Source organism: Lacticaseibacillus parahuelsenbergensis, assembly GCF_030770265.1.
In the GTDB taxonomy this organism is placed as follows: domain Bacteria; phylum Bacillota; class Bacilli; order Lactobacillales; family Lactobacillaceae; genus Lacticaseibacillus; species Lacticaseibacillus casei.
Genome location: NZ_CP132482.1, coordinates 424462 through 445965, shown reverse-complemented (window position 1 = coordinate 445965; position 21504 = coordinate 424462). Strand labels below are relative to the sequence as shown.

18 protein-coding genes are annotated in these 21504 nt (G+C 43.9%); 3 read left to right on the top strand and 15 right to left on the bottom strand.

The window, feature by feature from the left end; translation table 11 throughout:
• The 3 genes from LACPH_RS02040 to LACPH_RS02030 all read right to left on the bottom strand — a co-directional run bounded on the left by LACPH_RS02040 (position 1) and on the right by LACPH_RS02030 (position 1673).
• Positions 1-153 carry a YvrJ family protein gene (locus LACPH_RS02040; protein ID WP_010492908.1) on the bottom strand — a complete coding sequence of 51 codons (153 nt, stop codon included), beginning with the start codon at positions 151-153 and terminating at the stop codon, positions 1-3.
• The gene (locus LACPH_RS02035) at positions 146-694 is read right to left on the bottom strand and encodes a sigma-70 RNA polymerase sigma factor region 4 domain-containing protein (protein ID WP_274784347.1); all 549 of its coding nucleotides are present in this window, start codon (positions 692-694) and stop codon (positions 146-148) included. Before LACPH_RS02035 ends, LACPH_RS02040 begins: the two co-directional genes overlap by 8 nt.
• 325 nt (positions 695-1019) lie before the next feature.
• Entirely contained in the window at positions 1020-1673 is a 654-nt protein-coding gene (locus tag LACPH_RS02030; RefSeq protein WP_274784401.1) for a nitroreductase family protein, read from the bottom strand.
• A gap of 131 nt (positions 1674-1804) precedes the next feature.
• On the opposite strand from LACPH_RS02030, the gene LACPH_RS02025 reads away from it, so the two are divergent.
• Positions 1805-2140: a winged helix-turn-helix transcriptional regulator gene (locus LACPH_RS02025; protein ID WP_274784346.1), complete on the top strand. Its 336-nt coding sequence runs from the start codon at positions 1805-1807 to the stop codon at positions 2138-2140.
• A gap of 179 nt (positions 2141-2319) precedes the next feature.
• On the opposite strand, the gene LACPH_RS02020 is transcribed toward LACPH_RS02025, so the two are convergent.
• From LACPH_RS02020 to LACPH_RS01970, 11 genes are all read right to left on the bottom strand, one after another.
• On the bottom strand, positions 2320-3174 hold the full coding sequence (locus LACPH_RS02020) for an AraC family transcriptional regulator (RefSeq protein ID WP_274784345.1): 855 nt from the start codon (positions 3172-3174) through the stop codon (positions 2320-2322).
• 143 nt (positions 3175-3317) lie between these two features.
• Positions 3318-5633, bottom strand: a complete 2316-nt coding sequence (locus LACPH_RS02015; protein WP_274784344.1) for an MGH1-like glycoside hydrolase domain-containing protein — start codon at positions 5631-5633, stop codon at positions 3318-3320.
• A 113-nt stretch (positions 5634-5746) separates the two neighbouring features.
• Positions 5747-7201, bottom strand: a complete 1455-nt coding sequence (locus tag LACPH_RS02010; RefSeq protein ID WP_274784343.1) for an amino acid permease — start codon at positions 7199-7201, stop codon at positions 5747-5749.
• A 99-nt stretch (positions 7202-7300) separates the two neighbouring features.
• Positions 7301-8782: an amino acid permease gene (locus LACPH_RS02005; protein WP_138117840.1), complete on the bottom strand. Its 1482-nt coding sequence runs from the start codon at positions 8780-8782 to the stop codon at positions 7301-7303.
• A 33-nt stretch (positions 8783-8815) separates the two neighbouring features.
• On the bottom strand, positions 8816-11794 hold the full coding sequence (ebgA, locus tag LACPH_RS02000) for a beta-galactosidase subunit alpha (protein WP_274784342.1): 2979 nt from the start codon (positions 11792-11794) through the stop codon (positions 8816-8818).
• 538 nt (positions 11795-12332) lie between these two features.
• Positions 12333-14408 carry a BglG family transcription antiterminator gene (locus LACPH_RS01995; RefSeq protein WP_274784341.1) on the bottom strand — a complete coding sequence of 692 codons (2076 nt, stop codon included), beginning with the start codon at positions 14406-14408 and terminating at the stop codon, positions 12333-12335.
• Positions 14409-14488: 80 nt separating this feature from the next.
• Positions 14489-15124: a beta/alpha barrel domain-containing protein gene (locus tag LACPH_RS01990; protein ID WP_274784340.1), complete on the bottom strand. Its 636-nt coding sequence runs from the start codon at positions 15122-15124 to the stop codon at positions 14489-14491.
• Positions 15125-15139: 15 nt separating this feature from the next.
• Positions 15140-16039 carry a dihydrodipicolinate synthase family protein gene (locus LACPH_RS01985; RefSeq protein WP_274784339.1) on the bottom strand — a complete coding sequence of 300 codons (900 nt, stop codon included), beginning with the start codon at positions 16037-16039 and terminating at the stop codon, positions 15140-15142.
• Positions 16040-16084: 45 nt separating this feature from the next.
• Positions 16085-17344, bottom strand: a complete 1260-nt coding sequence (gene ulaA, locus LACPH_RS01980) for a PTS ascorbate transporter subunit IIC (RefSeq protein WP_274784338.1) — start codon at positions 17342-17344, stop codon at positions 16085-16087.
• A 24-nt stretch (positions 17345-17368) separates the two neighbouring features.
• Positions 17369-17659, bottom strand: a complete 291-nt coding sequence (locus LACPH_RS01975) for a PTS sugar transporter subunit IIB (protein WP_274784337.1) — start codon at positions 17657-17659, stop codon at positions 17369-17371.
• Entirely contained in the window at positions 17652-18125 is a 474-nt protein-coding gene (locus tag LACPH_RS01970) for a PTS sugar transporter subunit IIA (RefSeq protein ID WP_274784336.1), read from the bottom strand. The genes LACPH_RS01975 and LACPH_RS01970 overlap by 8 nt, the downstream gene beginning before the upstream one ends.
• 275 nt (positions 18126-18400) lie before the next feature.
• Here LACPH_RS01970 and LACPH_RS01965 point away from each other — a divergent pair, with 275 nt between their 5' ends.
• Positions 18401-19012, top strand: coding sequence for a KpsF/GutQ family sugar-phosphate isomerase (locus LACPH_RS01965; RefSeq protein ID WP_274784335.1), 612 nt, complete (start codon positions 18401-18403; stop codon positions 19010-19012).
• 173 nt (positions 19013-19185) lie between these two features.
• Here the strand turns inward: LACPH_RS01965 and LACPH_RS01960 are convergent, their stop codons facing one another.
• A complete protein-coding gene (locus LACPH_RS01960) occupies positions 19186-20082 on the bottom strand; it encodes a LysR family transcriptional regulator (protein WP_274784334.1) in 897 nt (298 codons plus the stop codon).
• A gap of 144 nt (positions 20083-20226) precedes the next feature.
• Between LACPH_RS01960 and LACPH_RS01955 the strand changes: the two genes are divergently transcribed.
• Positions 20227-21504, top strand: coding sequence for an FAD-dependent oxidoreductase (locus LACPH_RS01955; protein ID WP_274784333.1), 1278 nt, complete (start codon positions 20227-20229; stop codon positions 21502-21504).

Below are 21504 nucleotides of genomic sequence, written 5' to 3'. Positions count from 1 at the left end.
CTATCTTTCGTGCTTGCCTTCAAGCTTGACCATAAAAGTGCCCATATTCGTGATCAGCGTATCGAGTCGCCGCTCAATTCGCGTGAGTAAAATCACGGCAATGACAACACCAACTGCCTGATCCAAAACATACGTTAATAATTCTTTATCCATTTAAAAATTCCTCCAATTCGAGTTGCCGATATTTCGCCTGTATTTGCTTGCGCACTTTTAAAACCCGTTGCCGGCTCACCTGCAACTCCCCCGCAATACCGGTATCAGGTAAGCCAGCTAACCGCAGCTGCAAAACCCGCCGTTCTACCGGTGTCAAAATAGCCTCTAGCTGCCGCAACTGCAGCTTCAACTCAACTGACTGCTCTATACTAACGGGAGCCGTGGCCACGGTGGTCGTCTGCAACACCGCCGCATTCGCTGGTGCTTCTTCCAGCTCCCGGCGATGCCTAACTTTTTGCAGCCGTTGCATCAACGTGAGGAAAACGAACCGCCACGCCAGCTTGTTAAACTTGGTAATCGCGGCCTTGTCCGTTAACGGATCGCGATACCGGTTGAAATAGTTGAGATACACCAGCATGCCCTCGTCCCGCCAATCCTGAAAATCACTATGATGCGGACGAATACCCAACTTCGCTAATGCCCCGTAAACCACGGCTTGGTGCTCAAGAAACAACGAAAATCCTTTCTGTGCTACTGCCATTCTTCATCCAATCCGGCGCCTCATGTCTTTCGATATCGATAGGCGTAGTTTAGCGAATGATGCAGGGGGTTGTCTGATCGCAATGAAGTGGCGTGAAGGTTGGTTTAATAAGGCTTGGCATTGTTCGTTGGGATTGGTTATTTGAAAAAGATTGTTGCGACGGCATTTTGCTGGAATGTATTGCGCAGAAAGTTTTTGTTTAATTATTTATAGAAACTGCTTCATTGGAATTTTGGGCAAGAAAAAGCGCGTCTAGGAAAATCTTCCAGACACGCCTGTTCATGAAATATATTCAGTCAACTTGGCTTATTTTGACATAGCTACATTATTCCTTAACCTGTAGAAAATCATTTAATGCGCGCCGATCAGTTTTGAGTTCATTAATCTTGCTCTCTGCCGGATAACCCAGGGCAATTCCCATCAGTAACGTTTCATCATCCCCTATTTCAAAATGGGCACGGACTTCTTCGGGATAGCGAATAATCTCATACGCCGGAATGGCTCCCAGTCCTGCTTCGGCCGCTGCCAAAAGAATGCCATAGCCAAACGCCCCTGCATCATAGGCGGAATACGCAGATGACTCGCGGGGTATCGTCAAATAAACTAACGCAGGTGCGCGATAAAGCATCTGTCCCATTTGATGGAAAGCCTTCGATTCGGCTTCATCAAAAAATGCGGCCGCTGTCGTTTGCCAATGCTTGATATTGACTTCCGCCGCTTTTTGCCAAGCAAGTGGCGGCGTCACCTCGGTCCAACTTTTTTGCTGCGCCTGTGTCGCTTTCGTATGATGCATGCGGATCGCCTTGGCGGTATCGCCGAGCGCTAAGTAAACCCGCCATGGCTGCGAATTTTCCCACGACGGCGCGTGATTGGCGGCTTGCAACACCGCTTCAATCGTCTTGCGTGCGACCGGGCGATCCGTAAACAAACGTGTTGACTGACGCCGATAATATGGTTTTAGTTGATTCAAAGAAAACACCCTTTCAAAATTAAAGTTCGAATGCATCTATAAGCAAATTCGTTCTTACTATTTGTTAATGGTATAATGACGGACAAATCGCCACAATACTGCACTTTTTGTCACTAGCATCGAAAGGGAGTTTTCGAATCATGCCAACCTGTACATCAGCCACAGCTCAACGTTGTCCAGCCATCCAACTTCTCCAAGCCATTTCCGGCAAGTGGAAGGCTGTCATTCTATACCGTTTTACACAGCAGCCCGAATGGCATTTTGGCGCACTGAACGCCAGCATCTCACCTTGCCCAACGCGAATGCTGGCACGCCAATTAGCGGCATTGTGTGCTGATGGTTTTATCCAAAAAACCGTTCTTTCAAATCAACCTTTGGCGACTGTTTACCGATTAACGGACCGAGGGGAGGCGCTGGTGCCGGTGATTCGGGCGATTGCGGCGACAGGGGAATCTGAAGTAAACATTCAAAGATAAAAAGCAGGTCGCTGTTGTCATAGGAAGCGACTAAACGTTAAAATCATCCTAAAAAGAGCACGGTGACCTAATGGATAAAGTCAAAAATAGAATACGAGATCATGAAAGGAAGCGGCACAACGCCACACCAGTCATCGCGTTGTACCGCTTCTTTTCGGCAATCTAGATAAAAACTCGATTCAATCAATCTTCCGCGGACTCAACTCACCGCTCGAAATCGCCTTTCTAAAAGCCGAGGGCGACATGCTTCGCGCCTTCATAAACGCCTTTGCGAATTGCGGATAGCTGGTAAACCCGACTTTTATCGCAATATCGCCGATCGCATCGTTAGTATTGCGCAACAACTCGATTGCCTGATTAATCCGCAGCTGCATCAAATAACTTTTCGGCGAAACGCCGAGATTGCTCATGAAAATGCGGTAAAGATAAGTACGCTCGACTTTAACGCGCGCTGCCACGTCATCAATTCTCAACGTGTTGTCCGCATACTCATTCTTAAGAATCTCGACGGCTTGCAATACATACTGCTGAGTAGGAAGCACGCCCAAGCGCGTTTCCTGCTGATAATCCTCAACCAAGGCACTCACAATTTCATAGAATTTCCCTAAAGCGCCATACAAATGGTCACCGCTAAAATAGTCGTAAGCCTCGCCAAATAAGCGATCCATTTGATGAACATCTTGATGCCTATAAACAAAATTGGTCTTCCCCAGTCCCGCAGCTTTAAAAACGGCCTCGGCACCTGTCCCGCGAACGCCGATCCACCGATAACTCCACGGGTTGCCAATCAAAGGATAATAGTTGTTATCCGTAAAAGGCGGGATCAAAAAGCCCTGCCCGCGTGACAACTGGTGAATTTCGTTGTTAATAAAGAACAGCCCTTCGCCTTGAAGAATAAAATGCAGCAAGTAGTAATCCAGCTGTTCATACTGATAAGGCGCCCGCGGATGAACGTCCTCATACCCCACTTCAAAAACCGACAGTTCCGGACACACAAACTGATCCGTTCGCAGCCACTTGTTTTCTTTAAACATAATTCGAACCCATTTCTTTCTATAGCGCTTACATGACCATAGCTTAACACTTAGAACCAGATTTAGCGCTCTGTTCCGTTATATTTTTAAGGCAAAAAAATAACCATTGTGAACCTTTTACGGATCGCAATGGTTATTTGTTGTTAAGGGCGGTGATTGAAAGCTGTTTGGGATGAGGTTTTTCCGGTGCCGTAAATGTTGTGGTGGAGCATGTAATAGACACTTGAAGACCAGCTAAAATTCATGGAATTGAGTCCATTTCCGTTTAACGGATTGTAATTTTCACGAATAGGGCCGGTGCCATTCAATCCCTGTGCATGATCGAAAAGTTTGTCAATCAGCGTCAAAGCATCCTTGGTATAACCATAATTTTGCAGTCCTTCAACACCAAACATCGCCTGGTCCAGCCAAACCGGTCCACGCCAATATTTCGTCGCGGTAAATTTCTTGTTATCGCGCGAGGTAGTTGGCAAAGGCATGTAAGTATTGAACATCTTTTTGTTCATCATGACCTTTTCAACACCTTTTGCATGACTTGTTGTGGCTAAGTTAGCCCAAAGTGGAATCCAGCCTTCAGTTCCCTTGCCGCGATTGCTCAGCAACATAGACTGCTTCCCATTCACCTGGCGATCGTAATAGAATCCGGTCTTTTGATCATAAAAATCTTGGTTGATGACCTTTTTGAGGTTTGTTGCCTCAGTCGTATATTTGGTCACATCATCTTGTTTCTCCAAGACTTTTGCCATCAAGGTTAGGTAGCCTTTCTCTGCATATAAGTATGCGTTAAGATCGACCGATTCCTGATTAATGGAATATCCGACCACCTTGCCATCGCTATTCTTATTTTCCCGAATTTTAACGCCTTTGTCCGCCTTGCCAATACCCTTGGCATCAAAACGAACGGCATTATCCATTCCGGATTCCCACGCCGAAGCCAGAATAATCGCCTTAGTATCTGGCTTCTTCTTGCCTTTAACTTTCTTAAAATGTAGTGGATCAACTGTTGCGCCGTATTCAGCCAAACCATTCTTGTTGAAATCACGATTTGTGTACCACCAATTATGATAAGCAACGAGCTTCGGATACATCTCTGCAAGAAATTGCTTGTCATGGTTCTGTTGATATACCTGCCACACTGCCCATGCAGCTAATGGCGGCTTAGAATTGCGTTCGTTCCAATTAATGCCGTCACCGCCACGCTCTTTGTTCTTGTTGTAGAAAATAGCGTCAGGAATCATCCCGCTATCTTGAGGACGCACTTTATCACTGGTTTGAATCTGATAATCAAACAAAGCGCGAATCGTATTTTCCGCCAAGGTTGGATCAATTTCAGCCACGGCAGAAGCTTCTTTCCAAGAGTCCCAAGCCCATAAGCCCACAAACCACTGATCGGACATCGATGGAACAATTCCGTCATGTTTTAAGGCTCCTGCAGGACTCATCCAGTTATTGATTAACGTCTCGACGCTTTTAATGGCGACCCGATCGCGTTTCTCTTTCTTCTTCACATTCTTTTGGTCAGAAGAAACGGCTTTGTTGATGTAATTGTTCCAACGGGCTGCATTTTTTTCAAAATACTGTTTTGCATTGGTGAAGTAATCTTGATAGTTCGCTGTTTCCTTTGCTTGTTCTGCTGTATTAAAGACATAGGACTCTACCGTATATAAATCAGTTGTCCCTTTTGCAGCTAAACTGATCGAGTCTTTCATACTACTTTTGTACTGATTGCCAGTAATTGTCGTTGTGACTGGTCGACTGTATGCCACAGTCACCTTGTTTTGATCGGTCGTCATGTAATAATTGTCATTACGAACTTTCTGGAAAGCAACTTGTACGCCGTCATTCGTCGCTACCAAATGCTGTTTTAAGGAGATATCCTTTTCCCCAGCACGTAATTTATTGATGATGTCCCCCGTCCAAGCGCATTTGAGATCTAACGATTGCTCGGTTCTATTCTTCAACGTTGTTTGGATGAGCGCCGTCCGATTTGAAGTAAAAATCAAATTTAAAGTCACTTCAAGATCCTTAAACGTGTAAATCTGATTTAACCGTCCGGGATACGATGTGAATGTTGCCTTGGCATTTTTAAAACTGTATTTTTTACCAGTCTTGCGGTTAACCAAGTTGAGCTGCGAAAGCTGATGCGACAGATTCACCGGATATTCTTCGGCGATAATCATTGGGCCAGGAAAACCTCCCAAGGTCGAGGCAACCCGCTTGATTGGCTGATAATAGCCATGCCAAGCTCCTAAGTCTGAAAAATGTGAATACTTGTTAGTCGAAACGTCTTTATTTGCGGAATAAATATGTTTAGTTGGATTCCCTCCAACATTTAGCAGATTCGGATAATCGTTGATGGTATCTGCATGTACGGCTGTCCCATGAGTTAACATGATGCCGCAGAAACATAAAATGAGACTCGCACAGCCAACAACCACGTACTTAATCAGCTTCTTCATTTTTTCCTCCAGTGGTTATTCTGATAAATCTCTTTAACCTTACCCTCGTAAAACTCGGAACCTTTTGAAATTGCGTTTATTTAAGTGACATATTCCAAAATAGCTTCAAAATACTAGCGCTGTTCCCGGCGGCGTGTTAAATCAATCTGGTCAAGTGGAATCAGTTTTGTCTTATTTTTAACTTTGTAATAAACAAACAAACCGATAAATAGTGGAAGCGACATATAGGAAATCAAGAGCCGCCGCCAAGCAAAACTAGTTAGCGAGCCAATATCCTGACCAACGATCACAATCAAGCTCATCACCATCGCAAGCACTGGACCGACCGGGAACCATTTAGCGTGATAGGCCAACTCATCCAGTGAATGACCCTGCTTGATGAATGCCCTACGGAAACGAAGATGCGAGATCGCAATCCCCAGCCACGCCAGAAATCCAGTCAATCCTGATGCTGCCACTAATAATTGATACACACCCGGGCCCATGATGCTTGTCAAAAAAGTCATACCGCCAACCAGTGTGGTCAAAAGCAACGCAGCAATTGGTACGCCACGACGATTCGTCTTTTGAAAAATGCGCGGTGCAAACCCTGAGCCTGCCATCGCCCATAGCATGCGAGTCGAAGCATACATCCCCGAGTTGGCCGAAGACAACACCGACGTTAGAATCACAGCGTTCATGATACTAGCTGCTCCGGCCATCCCGATTCGGTTAAAAACCAGCGTGAATGGAGAAATAGCCACGTCATTAACCGAAGAGCCAAGCAAGTTGGGACTGGTATATGGGATGATCGCTGCGATGATGGCAATTGATAAAATGTAGAACAATAGGATACGCCAGAAAACCTGTTTGATTGCCTTGGGAATGCTGGTTTCCGGAGTCTCACTTTCTCCCGCTGTAATACCAATCAGTTCCGTACCTTGAAAGGAAAAGCCTGCTACCACAAATACCGAGAGCGTTGCGGGCAAGCCTCCGACAAAAGGTGCTGCGCCAGTTGTATAATTCCCCAAACCAACCGCACCATCACTGCCCATAATACCAACAATAGTCAACACACCAACGCCCAAGAAAACAATCACTGTTACAACTTTAACCAAGGATAGCCAGTACTCTGTCTCCGCAAACGACTTTGCAGAAACAAAATTGATGACAAAAATCAACGCAAGGAAGCCAACCGAGATAACCCACCCCGGTAAATCAGGCAACCAAAAATGCATCACTATCGCCGTTGTTGAAACATCCACTGCTAAGGTAATCGCCCAATTGAGCCAATAATTCCATCCCAGCGCAAACCCCAAAGCCGGATCAACAAACCGACTGGCATATTCGGAAAACGATCCCGAAACCGGCGCATAAGTGGCCATCTCACCAAGACTAGTCATCAAGAAAAAGACCATTAAGCCAATCGCAATATACGCTACGATTGCTCCACCCGGCCCAGCAGTAGCGATCGCACTCCCGCTGGCAACGAATAAACCGGTGCCAATGCTGCCGCCTAACGCAATCATAGAAAGATGACGTGTCTTTAACACGCGTTTAACTTGTGTTGATGCGATCATCTGTGCCAATGTTCGACCCCTTTTATCTTCCTCAAAAGCAGCTCAACGCACCAACATGGCCTCGGTAATTGCCGCGACCATGCCAATTCTTTATAATTGAAAATTAACTTAATGGGATACTGGTTCAGCCTTTGCCAGCCGTTCGCGTTTTTCATAGCGATCCCAATATATCCATGCGACACCCATGAAAATGACCACACCAAGTACGTTGTATAGTAACGTACCGATCGGGCTAGCAGTTCCTTTTGGTAAATGACCTGCCAGTTCCTCAGCAATCAGATGCGGGTCAGGCACAGTGGACATAAAGAAGACAAACAGGAAAACGCATAGCAGGAAAATCCCAGCAATCAATCCGACTGTGCGGTTACCAAAACGAAAGTCGCGCGGCATATCGTCTTTCTTCCATCGCAACATGATATAAGCAATCAACAGGAACAAGACTGGCAGTAGGGAGGTTGCGGCGGTCATGTTGATCAGGGTTTCCAAGAAGCTATCCAGATTACCAATGCCAAGGGCTGGCACGATCATCAGCAGTGTTACGACAAAGCCTTGCACGATCAGCGCATTCGTTGGATTACCTTCTTGATTGGTTTTGACCATCCATTTACCGAAGACACCTTCAGGAATTTCGGAGAAGAAAACTTTAACTGGCGCTGCTGTCCATAGGGCTAGAGATCCCAAACTCCCAATAAAGAGAATTAACCCAACGAGCCGGACCATCACATTACCGGGAATGTTGAAATGCGTGCCTAAAATCTTGAAAATATCAAAGATCCCATTGGAGAAGTTGCCGGCCAAAACTGACTTTGGAACAACGAAGCCAACCGCGATAGCACCGAGAACATACATTAAGCCCACAATAAGGGTCGAAATAATCATGGTGCGTACAAAGGTCTTGTTGCCGCCTTTCGTATCCTTGATATAAACGCCGATACTTTCGCCACCACCAACAGCCTGCAAAATCCACGCCATGGTCATGAAGAACGTCCAGTTAAACGTCGGAGTGATCGCCTTCATACTGAAGTCTTGAGCAGGCTTTTCGCCCATCCCCATGACGACCACAAAAGCGAGCACAACAAAGATCACGCCCATCAGTAATCGCGCAGTTCCGGCAAAATTGGTGACAGTCGAAATCCACGAGACTCCTTTAATACAAACCCACGTAGCTAGCCAGAACAAAACGATTGACAGAACTGAGATAATCTTCGTCCCCATCGCCCCGCCAAAAACGTTATGGCCTAGCAACGCATATGAGCCATAAATCAGGGTGTTAGGCAACAATGAAACAAAGAAAAACAAATTGACGAAGAAATACGACCATGCTCCCAGGAAAGCGAACTTACTACCCAGTACGCTTTCCAGCCAACTATGCACCCCTGACTCTTTATCAGAGTTAGCCGAAGCAAATTCAGCAATCATCAAAATGAACGGCAAGAAGTAGAAAAGGCTGCCAAAAATATAACCGGGAATTGTTGCAAGGCCAATTTGAATGCTGTTGTTGACGATGCTCGGAAAAGCAAACACCGCCGAGAAAGTCATCAACATTAAAGCAGCCGAACCTAAACGCTGCCGTGATTTATCTTCTGACATTGGAAAACACTTCCTTTCTTTATGACGTTTTCACTAATTCGCCTTGAAGTTAAAACCAAGCTCAAAATCATCAAACTTGCAGCGATAACGCTTAAGTTGATCCTGGCCACAAGAATTCGTCCCTAAACCGTTTTGCCGGAAATCCAAATACAGGTTCAGCCTATCTGACTGTTTAAGATCAATCGTGTGCTTCGCAGCCTCCAGCGTTTCATCAGCATAGTTAGACACACTGAAGTTCAGTGGTTTTGTCATCGTCAACGTCAGATGATGTTGGCCATCTGTGAGTGCAAGTCGATCTGTATCCATATGATTGCCATTTTCCTGCGGCTTCACATAGTTCACAAACAAATCGTCAACGCTACTCGTGAAGTGACTATAATATGCTGCTTGGTGTGAGTCGCGATAGTTTTCCGTAGGACCCAGGCCATCATAGGAGACTTGTTGATAAGCTTTCGGCAAGGTCACTTTGACCCCGATTCGTGGCAGCATCTCCGGAGCCATATCGCGTTTGCCACTCGCCTTGCCTACGACATCAAGGTCAAAACTGCCATCTTGATGAATGGTATATTGTTGCTGGATCATGTAATACCAACTGCTATTGGTCGTACCCACTTGCTTGGTTAAGCTAACAACATAATTGCCATTTGTTTGGGGCTGCAAATGAACTTCGCGGGTACTCTCATGCCAAAGATTCAGGAAATATTTGTTGTAATAGTCATCCAGCAAATACATGTCGTTGTCGATTGGCGCACGCCAGAAGTTCATCTTAATCCCGTCGCGAATTAGGTCGCTTCCAGCATGACTCAGACTGAAAGTTCCCTTGATTTTATCGAACCGGTATTCGTAATCCCCGCCCGTCACCGTGATCGTGGTGTTATCTTCGGTTGCCTGTAACGCGGTCGTCTGTTGATGAGCCACTTGAAATTTTGGCCGTTGCAGATTGATGACTGATTGTGACAATACCGTGCCGGCATCAGCCCAAGCGGTTGCTTCCTTGAGTTCAGTGAGTAAATGCAGGTTATAAATGGTTTCAGCGTTAAACTTTGGCAATTGAATACCTAATTTAACCGTTTTAGCAGTTCCCGGCTGAATAGTCGGTAAATCAAGTTTGCCTTTTGCGACCGTCTGACCGTCAGCTTCCAGCTCATAAGCAAAGCTGAATTGATCCGAACTCAGAAAATCAAGCCGGTTCGTAATCGTTATGGTCTGCGTTGCTAAGTCACGCACCGCTATCTGGAAAGGTTCAAACGTCTTTTTAACTTCAGTCAATGCTGTCGATGGGTTCCCATCCGGGCGAATCAAGCCGTCAATACAGAAGTTGCCGTTGTTAGGTTGATCACCAAAATCACCACCATATCGGTAATAGGTCTGATCACCTTCCTTAGTCGCAACGCCTTGATCAAACCATTCCCAGATAAAACCACCTTGCAACTGCTTATGACCGTAGAAAAGATCTTGATATTCCTTCAGATTACCAGGCCCGTTACCCATTGAATGGGCATATTCGCATAAGATGTGCGGCTTTTGAGTTTTCTGAAGAACATCCGCCATCGTCATCTTGGTATCATGTTCAAGCCAAGTGTACATAGTCGAATAAACATCGCTGACCTCAGCCTCGAAATCGCCTTCGTAATGAACTAGACGCGTTGCATCTTCGGCTTTACAGTAAGCTGCCATTGCCCGGAAGTTATCCCCAAAAGCAGACTCGTTGCCAAGTGACCACATGATGATCGATGGATGATTCTTATCGCGCTGTAGCGTACGGCGCATCCGATCCACGTATGCCGTCTTCCAGCGCGGATCATCAGTAATCCAGTCATAGCGCTCGGTCAATTCAAATCCGTGGCATTCAAGATCAGTCTCATCAATGACATACATGCCTAATTCGTCACACAGGTCATAAAAGTACGGTGCTTTTGGATAATGTGACGTGCGGATCGCGTTGATATTGTGACGCTTCATCAAAATAATATTCTTTTTGAAATCAGCTTCAGACATGACCCGCCCCTTAGTAGCGCTGTAATCATGCATGTTGACGCCCTTAAACTTAATTGCTTGCCCATTGACTAAAAAAGTTTTGCCATTCAACTCAATCTGGCGAAAACCAACCCGTTGTCGTACTACCTCAAGCGGCTGATCGTCCTGCAAAACCGTCATGGTTAAATCGTATAGATGCGGTGCTTCAGCGGACCACGCTTGAATGTTGTCAATAGTCGCATCCAAAGAAACATCAGCGGGTAGCGTTTGATCTACCAACGTTGCACCGTCTTTAGTTAACTCATAGTGAATTTCTGACGAGACACTACCCGTCAAAGTCGGTGTGACTACCAGTTCGCCGGTACGGTATGCATTCGATAGGTATGTGCGAATACGAACATCATAAAGGCCGTTTTGTGGGCGCGAATAAAGGCTCACGTCGCGAAATAGTCCACTTAACCACCACATATCCTGATCTTCAAGATATGTACCATCCGACCATTGAACGACTTCAACGGCGATCGTGTTGGTTCCTTGTTTCAACGCCTTCGTAACGTCAAACTCGCTTGGCAACCGTGCGCCTTTGCTATATCCAATAAACTTGCCATTGAGATATAGCTTAAAAGCAGAATCGACGCCATTAAAGCCAATGATATATTGTTCATTTGCTGCCACTTCATCTACCGTAAAGGTTCGCCGATACAGCCCGGTCGGATTTTCCCGTGGTACAAAGGGTGGATCAATCGGAAAGTTATACCAGAGGTCGGAATAATGCATTTTCCCATAACCTTGCAACTGCCAGTTACTTGGCACAGGAATCTGATCCCAGTCTTGATCATCAAAGTCACTCGCCATAAAATCTGCAGGCGCATATTCCGGCGCGTCTAAGAATTTAAACTGCCATGTGCCATTTAGTAATTGGTAATGCCGCGGTTGTTTGTACTCACCTGGAAAGAAAGTTTCGAAATGGCTTCGTGGCGCCATTCGATTAATGTCGGTTAATTCAGGTTGTTCCCATAGTTTTGCTGTTGTCATCGTGCTCCTCCTCATCAATGTGCTGCCTAGCAATAGAACTGGTGTTATACGCGTATTTTTTAAGCATGCTGGTTTTGTTTGCGCTTTCATAATACGAGCAAATTATCTGGTAAAGAGCTATGTTTGTTGCTAAAAAATGTCATTATGTTGTTTTTAAGGGGGCTCTATTTTTAAGGAAATCTTTGCATGATCTTTGATTTCTTCCTAAAACCCTATTAGAATGCCAATCAGTACTCGTGAGTTCCAAAGAAAAATTTGCGCAACATTAGAACATATACTGTCGGGGGGGCTACATTCGGATTTTCGAAACGATCTATAGTACTTCGGAACGATGAACTCAAAAATGGTCTAGTCAAATTAATGTAGTTTGATGAGCACACAAATATGCCAACTCGACACAACAAGCGACATCAAACCGTTTCATCAATTAGAGGAATCTTGTAGGGTAAATCCACAGAAAATGATTTTTAGATTATGTCAAAAAGAAACGGTTTTTGCTTTAGTTTGCGCGTTGGCATATAAATATTCGTTGATCAGATCAACCCTTCAGTTTCGGCTTACTCTTTTCGCGTAAATACCGAAGAACATCTTGCACATTTGTCTTTGGGCTAACTAATAAGCTCATAAAATGGTTGTCAGCCAATAAGTCCATCAAATCCTGCAAAACCATCAAATGATCAGTCGGATTAACAGCACTTAGCACAAAAATGAATCTAACTTTTTCGTTCTCCATTTTGCCAAAAGTGACCGGGGATTTTAAAACGGTCATGCCAATGGCAACCTTTTTAGCCCCATTTTCAGGATTGGAGTGTGGCAACGCAACACCAGGAGAAATAATATACGCAGACAAGGCATGCTCATCATCCGGCGAAACCATTTTTTCGACATAATTCTGACTAATAGCTCCTTGCTCAACTAATGGTTCCGCCGCAACTCGAATGGCATCTGTTGCAGAACTTGCTTCAACAGCTAACTTAATATCGTTCTCATTCAAAACATCGACAAGTGCAAGTTTGTGTGTCACCTGACGAACTTTCGGCTTAAATAGATTGGAGTCTAACTCTCTTCGAATTTGCACCAACTGCTTATCATTCTTAACTGTCCTGGCGACAATCTCCATCACAGAGTTCAATGTTGGGATTGTTAAAGTACTTGAGGACATCCTCGTATTGACTTCTTGTATAAGATTATATTTTTCTTCTGTCGACATAATCGGTTTAATGATGAAGCAAGGTTTGCCTTTCGTAAAGAGATCACTCCGATAAAACGTTGAAAAGATCATATCTACATTGGCTAAATGGTGATCCAAATCAGCATACCGGAAGGGCTTTAGGAACTTTATATTTGGGAATAAGCTTGTCAATTGTAAATAGGCCAATGCTGAATTGCCTATGCCATTGGGACAAACGATTGCCGCCGTAATAGAATCGTTCTTCGAGTTGTCGCCAGTATAAATAAAACTAATCAAATGAATCGTTAAAAAAGCAATCTCATCATCTGGAACCGCTCCAAGAATATCGCTAAACGACCGAATGGCTTGAGCGACCAAGGTGAAGACTTCTTTATAGTTATTAATAACCTGCTCAGTTAACGGATTTGTAATGGGATAGTCAAACTGTAAACGGTAGTACATTGAACGAAAATGCGTGAACATTTGACGTATCACCTTATGCAGATCTGAGAATACAATGCCAGAAATATCTGAAAATTTTTGGACAAATTCACTGGTTACAGAAAAGATATGACGATCAGCACGCATATTCTCTAACCCGCCAACACTCAAACATAAAATAATTGTTGTTAGGTATTCTGAGGCTGTGATACTATGAATGCCTTCTTCAGCCAACAATGCTTCTGAAAGCAAGAACTCCTGTGTCCCCTGTATATTGAATTTTCGTGCACGAGCTGGCAGATAATCTTTCTTAATCCGAAGTCTCGCTACTATGAATATAAAGATATAGCCAAATTCAAGGAACCGATTTTCAACAAAATCAATTTTGTTCGATCGCGCTTGTTGTGAAATTTCGTCTAACTTTTCGCCGACGTTAACGTCTTGAATAATCTTTGCACAGGTCGTCAATAAGTCAGCATGGTTTTTAAATAGTTCCTCAGAAACCAGCCTAATCATAAAACCACGTATTTTGTTTTCTGAGCCTTCCAGCCGATAGCCTGAGCGTCGGTCGTAATGAATTCGAAGCTGAAAGGTCAAAAGCCGTCGTTCCAATGTCCTAAGATCTTTAGAAATGGTGGACTGACTAACCTTTAAATAGTCTTGTAAATGTATGAGTGATAAGTAACCGTTGTGACAAGCTAATAGCAAAGCCAAGAATAGTTGCCGCTCTTTACTGCTAAAAACATAATTAGAAGGAGCCGTTAAATTTTCCGATACCCGTAGTCCCAACAAGTACCGATAAGCCTTACTCGGGACATTGATGTAGGCTCCATCCACATCTATACGTGGCACATCATGATCCGTTAGCTGTTGGTTTATCTTCTCGATCGCGTAATCGATTTGCCGATTCGTCAGCTTTAGTTGCTCGCTCAATCTTGTCTTGGTCAAAATGGGATTTTGAATCATCGTGTCAATAACTTGCAACTGATTGGTATCCAGCATTATTTTCCCTCCTTTCGTCTTTAATATGAACTCAGCTCAGACGCCAAGAGGGCCAAGCTACCCGCTTAGCCCCTACCACGTTATTTTTCAGTGGATCGAAATGCGTCAATTTCTTTTCGAATAGAGCGAGCGCTCGCCTCAATCGTGTCCTTACTCCCTTTGGATAAAGCACTCCCAATGCCAACAACTTCAACACCAGCATCAAACCACTGCCTAACATTGCTGGCATCAACGCCACCTGATTCTAACAATGGCATTTCAGGAATTGGTGTTTTAATTGTTTTAATGACGTCAGGGCCTAACAACCCACCATAAGGAAAGTACTTAATAAAAGTTGCCCCTGCCCTCATTGCCTCGACTGCTTCCGTCACGGTTGAACAGCCAGGAGCATAAGGAATCTGATATTCATTGGCCAGGCTCATAACCCCTCGATCAAAGATTGGCGAATATAGAAAGCCTGCCCCATGAGCAATAGCGTCTTTAGCGGTCGCACTATTGTTGACAGTACCTGCGCCGACTAAAATACTGGATCCTAAATGCTGGTGGACAAGATCGATTGCTTGAGGAGCATCTGCATTTGTATAACTGATTTCCATAACTGGAATACCACCGCGGACGATACTTTCAGCAATTTCAAGTACTCTCTCAGGCTTGGCTCGAACTACAGCCAGAGCACCACTATCAAGAATTTTTTTCATCAAATCAAATTTTTTCAAAATTGTTCTCCTTTTCTAGACGATTTTCTGTCGCTGATACGCACTAATAACAGCTTGAGTTTCTCGATACAGAGCGTCTTCTTTGTTTGGCATCTTAGCAGGTAGTCTAGTCGGACCAACCGTGATACCCGCAATATTAAGGGCAGTCTTAAGCGATACCGGCGAAGTTGCCTTATGCAACACCGTTCTGAGTGGTTGGATATGATCTTGGTATTTCTTTGCAGTATCAATGTCACCCTTAACAAAAGCCTGATATAGTGCCACATTATTGGCTGTCAACAAATTGGCTGTACTAGCAATAGCTGCATCACCACCATGTTGCAAACTTTCAAGAATTCTTCCATCCGAACCCATGATGATGGAAAATGGTCGATTTGGTCGATTCTTCAAATAACCATCAAAGTTGTCCCATTCTCCAGAACTATCTTTTATACCAATCAGATTCTCATACTTTGATAGTTGCTTCATGGATGAGGGTTCAATATTGCTTCCCGTTTTTGCTGGCATGTTATAAAGTAAGACAGGAACGTCAACGGCTTGAATAACTGCTGCAAAATGATCGATGAGTTCCTGCTGCGAAGGCGCAACAAATGAAGGAGCAACTAGCGTGATCGCATCTGGATGCATTAACGCTACTTTCTGGCTAAAGCGAATGGTTTCTTCAGTTCCATTTAATCCTGTTCCGACTAATATCTTGGTTCTGCCATGAACATAGCCTATGACATGAGCAGTAAACGCCAGCTTCTCTTCCTCATTCAAAACATAAGCTTCTCCGTTTGTACCCAATATGAAGATCCCAGCAATGTTCTCAGCTAATAAATGGTCTAACAGTCTGTCCGTTCTCTCGTAACTGACTCTTTGATCATCGGTTAATGGCGTAACCATAGCAACTAAAATCCCAGACAAAGGTGCCATGACAGTAATTTCCTCTTTTCATTTTTATGTGACCATCACGCATTATTAATGAAACAGTCCCAAGATGCTGTTTAACAACGAGCCGACAACGTTATAGTCAACGTTCGGGAACATCGCAGTTGACACTCCCATACTTGAAATAGCTGGATATAACAATACTGGCAAGAAAACAAGCAATAAACCGACGACAAAGGAACCAAAAACAGCACCTCGCCAGCCACCAGTTGAATTACCAAAAATCGCAGCAGTTCCGCCTGAGAAGAAGCAGATATGCGCAGCCGGGATGATGACCATATCAAAATGAAATGCAATCATGATGAGGACACCGATAAGTCCGGCAGCATATGAGCTTAAAAAGCCAACAAGAACCGCTGTAGGAGCAAAAGGAAAAATTGTTGGCACATCCAACGCAGGTCGGGATCCCGGAATGAACTTCTCAGCAAAAGCGTTAAATGCAGCTGTTATTTCGGCCAAGAACATCCGAACACCTGTCATTAAAACTGAGATACCTGCCGTACATGTTAAGGCTTGAATCAGTGGGAAAACTAACCAGTCAACGCCACCAGAAATCTTCATGACAGCCGATTTACCAGCCGCAACTGCTGCCAAATAAAAGAGAATCAACATTACAAAGGCAAAACCCATTAAAAAATCCTTGAAAAATGATAGTGCTTTAGGAAACTTGATATTCTCAGTTGTATCATCGGCATGTTTCTTAAACGCGTTACCGAGTAATCCCGAAAGTGCGTAGCCAAGCATATTAAAATGACCAATCGCCTGAAAGTCACCGCCCGTAATTTTCCGCATAAACGGTTGACAAAGCTGAGGTAGTGCCGAAGAACAAAAACCCAAAATGGTTCCACCTACAATAATTGTCCAAGTATTATTAAAACCATGTGCTTTCATAACCAAGGCAAGGACACACGCGAAGAATAGACTATGGCCTCCGGTGAAGAAAACATTTTTAAACGGCGTGATTCGCGCAAACACTAAATTCATGATGAATCCAATAATTAAGGTCATTGACACCGCAAAGCCAAATTTATTTTGGGCAAGTGCCGTGGCTGCCTCAGGTGACGCGATCACACCATTAATGTGGAACCCTTCGGTAAACAGCTTATTGAAGTTCTGCAGTGTGCCCGTCATCGTTGCCGCGCCAATTCCAAAAATCAAAAACCCAATCGCTGTTTTAGCCGTTCCAGTAAAAACTTCTGTTGGACTCTTTCGTTGTGAAATCAACCCTATCAAGGACACAATTGCTAAAAGTATTGCCGGATTGGAAAGCAGACTAACTAAAAACTTCATGATTAATCCCCCATCTTGCTCTTGTTAGTTAACGCCAATATCCTGTAAAGCCTTTGCTACTTTGGTGTAGATTTCTTTTTTGTCCAGTAAATTCCTAATCCCGACAATTTCCTTTTTGACGCCTTCTTCTTTCAGCTCATCGGCTACGTCGCTTAACGTGACAACAATCGGGCCATCGAAGCTGCTTAGTTCATCTAAAGAAGAATGGATCACTTCCATATCCCATTTGTGTTCCGCAATAACCTCATTTAACTTAATCTTTAACATGAGACTCGATCCAACGCCTGCACGACATGCAACTAATACTTTAACCATTACAATCACTCCTATTCGTTGACAAAGTTGATTCAATATACGTCATAATCTCTTGACCGGATACAGCCTGATCAAGCACGTTATAAAAGCCATCCGTTGAAAGCAGTTGAACAAACTCTTGCATCGCTTTAAGATGTGAATTTGCATTCGGTGCGCTCAGCGTGAATACATACCGAACTGGGTCATTTGCCTTGTTATGGAAGTCTATTGGCGGATCCAATGTCGTTATACCCATAGCCAGCGTCTTAGCACCGGCTTGACGAGGGGCATGAGCTAGTGCAACATGTGGTGCAATCACGAAATAAGGACCAAACTTTTCTGCTGAGCGAATAATTTCGTCAACATAATTTTGGGTCACATCCCCATCTGCGACTAAAACGCGTCCGGCTTTTTGAATGGCGTCACGCCAGCTTGTTGCTTTTACCTTCAACTGGATTAATGAATCTGTGATAATTTTCTCAATCATTCAGCATCACCTCCTTTGTTCCTACAAGCCAAATGTAAGCGCTATCGAAGAGCCGTTCAATGGTTTCTGATGACAGCTTTTGTTTATCTACTCACAATTTCAACAAAGACCACTACTCTCTATGAGAACAAATCTCTTAGTCATGCGCTATCTTTTTCCCAATGCAGTCGGTGCTTTCGAAATATGTTTGCTCCCCAACAAAACAACTTATCATCGCTAATTGTTATTAGTACTGTGACAGTCAACAATGAAGGCGGGATAAGGAGGTTATCAACATGATCAAAAACAAAGTATCGTTAATACACACCTACATGCAGAGGGAAATTTCCGCCATGCAATTGATAGAGTCACACGTTGATGAGTCACAATACCAATCTCTGATTGATAAGATTATGGAATTAAAGGGAAGGTTAGTTTTTATGGGCGTTGGCAAAACGGGGCATATTGGGGTTAAACTTGCAGCTACCTTTGCCAGTCTTGGAACCCCATCAATCTTTGTGCACGCAACCGAGGCAATGCACGGAGACTTAGGCATGATCACATCAAAAGATTTAGTCATTATCATCTCCAATAGCGGTGAAACAAAAGAGACACTTGCCCCATTACCTTCACTGAATTTAATTGGTGCAGAAACAGTGGCATTAACTGGAAATGAGACGTCACATTTGGCTAAAGCATGCCAAAGTGTTCTAACCATTCCGGTCAATAACGAAGCGGATGATTTGGGATTAGCGCCGACAAGTAGCTCCACGGCAGCTCTAATGGTTGGCGATGCTATCGCTTGCACAGTATCAAAGTTAAAGGGCTTCACCGCTTCTGACTTCGCAGTATTCCATCCAGGTGGTGCTCTCGGACAAAAGTTGTTGAAAGAAGAAAATCTGGAATAACACAAACAAAATTAGCCCTTGAACAAGGCTAACCAAATCTAAATAGTTCTATAGTAAATACAGGCCTAAAACCTCTGAGTATTGATAAAGCAGACTCTACAAACAGAAAGAGTCCAAATTCGTTGTCATAAACATACGAATTTGGGCTCTTTGATTTACCTCTATAACAATTCTCAATTTTTGCTGACAACATCCCCTCCCGATTGCTGAATCAACGACCGGAACTCTTTGGCAACCGGTGAAAGCATTTGATATTTAAGCCATGCACAGTACACGTCTCGATGGCGTGATTCTGCTAGGGGCAGGATCTTGACGTCAAAGTGATCCAACAAATATATCCGCGGCACAACCGCAATCCCAACGCCCGATGCAACCAAAGCAGCCATCATTGCAGGATCGTCAACCTGCATTGCAATAGCCAGTTGTTCCATATCAACATTTAAAATATTTGCAACATCATAATATGCACCGCTGCGCGTACTGAACGTCACCATAGGATATTTCAGAATATCAGTAACCACCACTGACGTCTGCGTAGCTAGTGCATGGTCTGTTGGCGTAATGACAACGTACGGTTCACGTTTAATGGCAGAAAATTCGACGAACTCGTTCCGACGCGAATAAGAACAGATACCTAAATCGATTTCGTGATTACTTAATCGCTCGACAAGCTGCTCTGTATTTCCTTGTACCAAACGCACGGTGAGTTGATTTTTCGGATGATATTTTTGGTATAAATTAATAACCCGGGGAACAATGGTGACCCCAAATGAGCCAGACACACCAATCGTCACGCAGCCAAGATTCCCATTCAAATACTGCGCCATCTTTTCCTTGCTTTCCGCTACATTTGCAAGAATTTTTCGTGCTTCGCTTCGTAAAACTTCACCGGCACCAGTCAGATAACTGATCCTTTTTTCGCTGTAAAACAGGGGAGTGTTGAACTCTTGCTCAAGTTTGATCATTGCTTGGCTTAAAGTCGACTGTGCTATATCCAGCTGAAAAGCTGCTTCACTATATGAGCCAACTTCTGCAAGCACTAAGAAGTATCGCAGCTGGTTGAGATTCATTGAGGTCCTCCTTTTTGGAAGTTCCATCGCTTTTATCGATAGAAACAGTATACAGAATCGATTGTACAAATGAAAGCGATGTTTTATCCTGCCTTTAGTGAATTTGTGAACATAATCGGTTTAAACCTAAAGGAGGACACATTAATGGATTTTGACTTAATGGTTATTGGTGGTGGTACTGCTGGCGTTCTGGCTGCAATCAAGGCAGCATCAAAGGGCATACGGGTTGCGATTATTGAACAGCAGAATGTTTGCGGTGGTAATGCGACACTATCTGGTTTAGCTGAATTTAACGCAGCCACATTTTTAAAACAGCCACTTTATCACGGCTTTGAACAAATGATTTTTGACCGACTCATTGAGCGTCAAGCCGGTCAATATTATTACCAACTCCCAATGTCATCTGATAAAGATATTAAAGTTGACCGGCTTCGTTACAACCCTGAAGTGCTGAAGTTGATCTTAGAAGAACTGTTAGCCGAAAACCACGTTCGAGTCTTCTATAACACCTATTTCCAAGCAGCTAAGAAGGAAGCGGCCGGCTTTACGGTTCAAGCAACTAATTTCGGCACGCCTTACCAATTCTCCACAAAATACTTGATTGACGGTACCAGTAATTGTTTAGTTGCTACAAGTCTTGGTTGCCAAACACAACCACTTGCTACTGGGGATATCGCTGTCTCAACCCAACTATTTAGGTTATCTAACGTTGATCTTCCAACATTGCAGGCATTCATTGCGAGCGGAAAGCTTTCTGATGTTATAAGCGAAGCCTTTGACAAAGATATTATTCAGGGGCGGATTCTTGCTTTCGCACCGATTCCGGGGACAAATGACACTAGCGTCAATGTCACCAGAACAAACGTTGATTATCGCGACCCTGCACAGCTTTCACAAGGCCTTCATGAGACCAGAAGCCAAATCAACAGGATTGTAGGATTTATTAAGGAAAACATTCCCGGATGCCGAGAAGCTTATCTATCAAACATTGCCCCAATCTTAGGTGTTCGGGCAAGTGTCAAGCTTGATGGACGCGAAACGCTTCACCTCGATGATATTAAGAATATGCGCCAATTCGAAGACTGCATTGGCGTTGGTTGCTATCCCGTCGATATCCATGACCCTGTCACAAAAAAGGTTCACTTCTTGAAAATTGATGGCGTTTATCAAATTCCTCTAGGCGTTTGTCTTCCTAGAGAGGATCTCAATCTGGCAGTTATTGGCAAAGCGATCTCTACTGATATGGAAACATTCGCTGCTACACGTGTCATGCCAATTGTGATGAATGTCGGCGAGTCAATCGGTGCCATCTTTGCCTATGCCGTCAAGAATTCCAAGGATGTTTATACATTAAACCCAACTGAAGTTAAAAAAATAATGATGCAAGAAGGCCTAGTCAATCTAACTAGTGAGGTAAACTAA

Coding starts and splice junctions, on each gene's coding strand:
- LACPH_RS01970 (WP_274784336.1), bottom strand. CDS start 18,125: ATGATTGAGAAAATTATCACAGATTCATTAATCCAGTTGAAGGTAAAA.
- LACPH_RS02025 (WP_274784346.1), top strand. CDS start 1,805: ATGCCAACCTGTACATCAGCCACAGCTCAACGTTGTCCAGCCATCCAA.
- LACPH_RS02005 (WP_138117840.1), bottom strand. CDS start 8,782: ATGTCAGAAGATAAATCACGGCAGCGTTTAGGTTCGGCTGCTTTAATG.
- LACPH_RS01955 (WP_274784333.1), top strand. CDS start 20,227: ATGGATTTTGACTTAATGGTTATTGGTGGTGGTACTGCTGGCGTTCTG.
- LACPH_RS02015 (WP_274784344.1), bottom strand. CDS start 5,633: ATGAAGAAGCTGATTAAGTACGTGGTTGTTGGCTGTGCGAGTCTCATT.
- LACPH_RS01995 (WP_274784341.1), bottom strand. CDS start 14,408: ATGCTGGATACCAATCAGTTGCAAGTTATTGACACGATGATTCAAAAT.
- ebgA (WP_274784342.1), bottom strand. CDS start 11,794: ATGACAACAGCAAAACTATGGGAACAACCTGAATTAACCGACATTAAT.
- LACPH_RS02040 (WP_010492908.1), bottom strand. CDS start 153: ATGGATAAAGAATTATTAACGTATGTTTTGGATCAGGCAGTTGGTGTT.
- LACPH_RS02035 (WP_274784347.1), bottom strand. CDS start 694: ATGGCAGTAGCACAGAAAGGATTTTCGTTGTTTCTTGAGCACCAAGCC.
- ulaA (WP_274784338.1), bottom strand. CDS start 17,344: ATGAAGTTTTTAGTTAGTCTGCTTTCCAATCCGGCAATACTTTTAGCA.
- LACPH_RS01965 (WP_274784335.1), top strand. CDS start 18,401: ATGATCAAAAACAAAGTATCGTTAATACACACCTACATGCAGAGGGAA.
- LACPH_RS02020 (WP_274784345.1), bottom strand. CDS start 3,174: ATGTTTAAAGAAAACAAGTGGCTGCGAACGGATCAGTTTGTGTGTCCG.
- LACPH_RS01985 (WP_274784339.1), bottom strand. CDS start 16,039: ATGGCACCTTTGTCTGGGATTTTAGTTGCTATGGTTACGCCATTAACC.
- LACPH_RS01960 (WP_274784334.1), bottom strand. CDS start 20,082: ATGAATCTCAACCAGCTGCGATACTTCTTAGTGCTTGCAGAAGTTGGC.
- LACPH_RS01975 (WP_274784337.1), bottom strand. CDS start 17,659: ATGGTTAAAGTATTAGTTGCATGTCGTGCAGGCGTTGGATCGAGTCTC.